Raw genomic sequence first — 4,409 nt, forward strand, 5'->3', positions numbered from 1 at the left:
GTCCCAGGCCGTCCGCCGACGCGTCCGGATACCGGGTGCGCAACCCCGCCGCCCATCCGGCCGCGCCGGGCCCCAACGCCCGCACCGCGGCCAGCGCCAACAGCTCCGGCGCGAAGCCAGGGTGGTCGAGCACGCGCGCGACGACCGCCCGCAGCTCCGATTCTGGGGTACGCCCCAGAGCCGGCTCAGCCTGCCGCGCGACGGGTGCCGCCGGTGCCGTGACCTGCTCGGCGACAGGTTCGGGGGCGGGCTCGGCCGGCGTGGTGCTCTTGCGCGGGGCGGCCGCGCGCTTGGTGGCCTTTGCGGCTCTGGCCGGGGTCGCCGCTTTGCTGGGGCTCGTCGCCTCGTTCGGGCTCGTGGCTGTGGTGCTGGCGGCCTTCGTGGGGCTCGCGGCCCTGGTGTTCGCGGCCTTGGTGGGGCTCGCGGCACGTTTGCGCGGCGCGGGCGTGGTCGGGATCGCCTCGGCGGGCGGCTCGGCCGCGCTCCGGGTAGCTGCCTTGCGGGTGGGGGTGGTGCGGGCCTTCGGCGGGCCTGGTTCGTCACCGTTCGACGGTTCTGGTTGACCCGCTGTCGCGTCGGTGGTCAGGTCGGCCGGTGCGCGTCCAGGCTGTCGGGGCAGTGGGCGGTCCGGATCCGGTGGTTGGAAGAGCACCGCCGGGGCGGCCTTGGCCCGTCGAGGACGCGGGCTCGCCGGCGCGGCTGCCGGGGATGCCGCCGCCTCGGTGGATTCCGCCGTCCCGGTCGGCTCCTCGGCCACGGTCGGCTCGGCCACGATCGGCGGCCTGAAGGTGGCCCGTGGGGAGCGCCGCCGCGCTCCCTCAGCAGGCTCTCGACGGATCGACTCGCTGGGCGGCTGCTCCTGCATATCGATGGAGCGTAGTCCCGATCACGCCGTCGCACAGCGTGGAATCACCGAGGGCGGGCGGCCCTGGCGGGCGTACCCCGGAAGTCGTTTTGCTCCCGGTGGGTGGCGACCTGTATCCTCGGGCGCGGTGGTCTGAGGATCACCAGGGAGACTTCGCCTAGTCTGGTCTATGGCGCCGCACTGCTAATGCGGTTGGGGTCTTAAAGCCCCTCCCGGGTTCGAATCCCGGAGTCTCCGCGCGAAAGCCGGGTGTGTACACTGGCTGAGCACAAGCGCCCGTAGCTCAATGGATAGAGCATCTGACTACGGATCAGAAGGTTAGGGGTTCGAGTCCCTTCGGGCGCACAAGATCATAAAACGTCTGGCCTGCGGAAACGCGGCCAGACGTTTTTTGTTGGCCACCCCCGTCGGGCGCTGGCTGCCAGGTTGGTGTCGTCGCTTTCCGTAATCACGCTGGGGTCGTCGGTTGGTGGCCCCGCTCTCCTGGTGGGGGCATTGAACAGGCGTAGGTCTGCGCAGTTCGGGTCGTCGCAATGCGCCCTGCACCGTCAGTTGGTGTCCCCGCTTTGCGGAGCTGAGCTGAAGTCGTCCCGTAGACAGGTGTCCGGTCCCGCAGCGGTCCGATCGTCATGATCGAACCCGTGCGGGACCGGATGCCCGTCTGACAACCCACGTACCGTGCGCCTCGCCTGATCAGCCGAAGCAGTTGGGCACTGGCGGTGAGCTGGGTGTGCAGTTGGTGGGCCGGTTGCCGGTGATGGCCGTCTTCTGGTCCACGGTGACCTGGCCGCCGTCGTTGAAGATCCCGCCGGGTGCCAGTGTGGAGATGTTGTCGGTGATCTTGCTTTCGGTGAGGTTGAGGGTGGCGTTGTTGTAGATCCCGCCGCCCTGCGAGCTTGAGCCGATGGCCCGGTTGCGGTCGACGTGGGTGCGGCGCAGTACGACGGTGCCGCTGCCGTTGTAGACGCCGCCGCCGTGTTCGATGGTGCTGTTCGTGCTGGCGACGTTCTCGCTGATCCGGCTCTCTTCGGCCACGAACTGGTTGATCTGTCGGCTCGGTTGACGTGGATCACCGCCGCCAGCAGGGGCGCGGGCGTCGCGCTGGTTCGGCGCCGCTACCCAAGGGTGCTGGCACGCTTGACGTGGGCGAGGTCAGCGACAAGAATTTACATGAATCGCTGTTAGCGTTAACAAACCCGTCCCAGTGCTGCGACGGCATCGTCATGCCGATGTGGTGACGGTCGCCACGGCCTGACTCCTCGGTCAGCACTACCACTGCAGGGGAGAAATCTATGCGAACGAGGGCAAGATGGCTCGCGGCGACCGCCGCGCTCGGGGTCGTCCTCGCCGGGGTGCTGACCTCGACCGGTCCGGCCAGCGCGGAATCCAACGGCGGGGTACGGGTGATGCCGCTCGGCGACTCCATCACCGAGGGCACCCAGGTGCCGGGTGGGTACCGCATCGGGCTCTGGCAGCGCCTCGTCAACGGCCGGTACACGGTGGACTTCGTCGGGTCGCAGTTCAACGGGCCGGCCAGCCTGGGTGACCACGACCACCAGGGGCACCCGGGCTGGCGGATCGACCAGATCGACGCGAACATCGTCGGCTGGCTGAACACCCAACGGCCGCGGACCGTCCTGCTGCACATCGGCACCAACGACATCCTGCAGAACTACAACGTGAGCACCGCGCCGAACCGGCTCTCCACCCTGATCGACCGGATCACGACGACGGCTCCCACCGCTGACGTGTTCGTCGCGCAGATCATCCCGCTGTCCAACAGCAACCAGGAAGCAGCCGTCCGCACGTTCAACGCGGCGATCCCCGGCATCGTGCAGAGCAAGGTGAACGCCGGCAAGCGCGTGCGCCTGGTCGACATGCACAGCGCCCTCACCACTGGCGACCTGATCGACGGCATCCACCCCACCTCCGGCGGCTACGACAAGATGGCCGCCCGCTGGTACAGCGCGTTGCAGTCGGTGCCCGGCAGCATCGGCGACCCGGGCACCGGCTCCGGGCAGACCAACGCGATCGTGGGTGCGCTGTCCGGCCGCTGCGTCGACGTCCCCGGCTCGTCCACCACCAACGGCACGCAGGTGCAGTTGTGGGACTGTCACGGTCGTACCAACCAGCAGTGGACCTACACGAGCGGCAAGGCCCTGACCGTGTACGGCAACAAGTGCCTCGACGCCGCCGGCTACGGCACCTCCCCGGGCACCCAGGTCACCATCTACGACTGCCACGGCGGCACGAACCAGCAGTGGAACGTGAACGCCAACGGCACCATCACCGGGGTGCAGTCCGGCCTCTGCCTGGACCCCTACAACATGGGCACCGGCAACGGCACGAAGCTCGTCCTCTGGACCTGCACCGGACAGACCAACCAGCAGTGGAGCCGCCGATAGTTCGGGCGCTCGCGCCGGGTGGTCGGACCGCATCCCCACGTTCGACGTCAACAGACGGCTGGACTGCGGGATCAACCACTCCGTCCACCCGGCGCCGCCGACACCGCACGCCGTTGGCGCCGGGTGTCGGTGAGGGTGATGCCGACCAGGACGCCCGCGCTGATGGCCACGGCGCACGGCTCCCCAGGCGATGGGCAAACGTCGATGTTAACGCGCGCTCGACGCCGCCTCAAGGGTGGTGGTCGTGCTCTGGGCGGGGATCTGGGGCGATGCCTGCGGGAAGTCGGTCGAGGGTGTTCCGCTCCAAGATCCGTGGTTCGACGACGGTTGATGTTCCCAGCACGTTACGTCTTGACGAACGGCATGTTATCGCTCACAGTCGATGCCTAAGGACGACGACACCTTGGCTTTCCGGGCAAGCCCTGCCTCGTCGATCTCGAATCAGGCGTGCGCCAGGGCTCGCCGGCATCTTGTTAACGCTAACTTCTTGACGCCTGTTTGCTCGGCCACGCGTCGCGGTACGCCCACCCCCGGGCAGGCCGTTCGGCTCTTGGTCATTGGAGGAGGATCATGTCTGCCCTCGATAGGTCTCCAACAATCGCACCGCCGTCGCGGCGGCAACGTTGGTGGTTGCCCCGTCTCCTCGCCGCCAGCGCGGCGGCGTTGATGGTCGGTGGCGCCGCCGTAGCGGTGGTGTCGTCGCCCGCCGCAGCGGCGACCGTCGACACGAACGCGTGGTACGTGTTGATCAATCGCAACAGCGGCAAGGCCCTGGACGTGTACAACCTGGCCACGAACGACGGCGCGCGGATCACGCAGTGGACCCGCAACAACGGTAACCAGCAGCAGTGGCAGTTCGTCGACTCCGGTGGAGGCTACTACCGGGTGAAGTCGCGGCTGTCCAACAAGGTGCTGGACGTCTCGGGCTTCTCGACCGCCAACGGCGGCGCAATCGTGCAGTGGACCGACAACAACAGCACCAACCAGCAGTTCCGGTTGGCCGACTCGGACAGCGGTTACGTCCGGTTGATCAATCGGAACAGCAACAAGGTGATGGAGGTGCAGGGCGCCTCGACCGCCGACGGCGGAAACATCGTGCAGTACGACGACTGGAACGGCACCAACCAGCAGTGGCAGTT

Annotated in this window: 3 protein-coding genes, 2 tRNA genes and 1 pseudogene; 4 read left to right on the forward strand and 2 right to left on the reverse strand. The window is 67.9% G+C overall.

Annotated elements, in window-relative coordinates; all coding sequences use genetic code 11:
- Positions 1 to 772 (reverse strand): annotated as a pseudogene (locus KBX53_RS23780) (hypothetical protein); the annotation flags it as partial.
- Between the two features lie 239 nt (positions 773 to 1,011).
- Here KBX53_RS23780 and KBX53_RS23785 point away from each other — a divergent pair.
- Together KBX53_RS23785 and KBX53_RS23790 are read left to right on the forward strand one after the other, a co-directional pair.
- Positions 1,012 to 1,102, forward strand: a tRNA-Ser gene (locus tag KBX53_RS23785).
- 35 nt (positions 1,103 to 1,137) lie between these two features.
- Positions 1,138 to 1,210: transfer RNA gene (locus KBX53_RS23790), tRNA-Arg, on the forward strand.
- Between the two features lie 348 nt (positions 1,211 to 1,558).
- Here the strand turns inward: KBX53_RS23790 and KBX53_RS23795 are convergent.
- Positions 1,559 to 1,900 (reverse strand): hypothetical protein, encoded by a 342-nt coding sequence (locus tag KBX53_RS23795; protein ID WP_210861735.1) that lies wholly within the window; start codon positions 1,898 to 1,900, stop codon positions 1,559 to 1,561.
- 257 nt (positions 1,901 to 2,157) lie between these two features.
- Here KBX53_RS23795 and KBX53_RS23800 point away from each other — a divergent pair, with 257 nt between their 5' ends.
- A complete protein-coding gene (locus KBX53_RS23800; protein WP_030331585.1) occupies positions 2,158 to 3,270 on the forward strand; it encodes a ricin-type beta-trefoil lectin domain protein in 1,113 nt (370 codons plus the stop codon).
- A 570-nt stretch (positions 3,271 to 3,840) separates the two neighbouring features.
- Positions 3,841 to 4,409: RICIN domain-containing protein (locus tag KBX53_RS23805; protein ID WP_210861736.1), on the forward strand; the 569-nt coding region annotated here is incomplete at its 3' end.

The organism is Micromonospora sp. M51 (genome assembly GCF_018070305.1).
Taxonomy (GTDB): Bacteria; Actinomycetota; Actinomycetes; order Mycobacteriales; family Micromonosporaceae; genus Micromonospora; species Micromonospora parva.

Bases quoted from the DNA above. Each gene is read 5' to 3' on its own strand.
- KBX53_RS23800 (WP_030331585.1), top strand. From the start codon at position 2,158: ATGCGAACGAGGGCAAGATGGCTCGCGGCGACCGCCGCGCTCGGGGTC.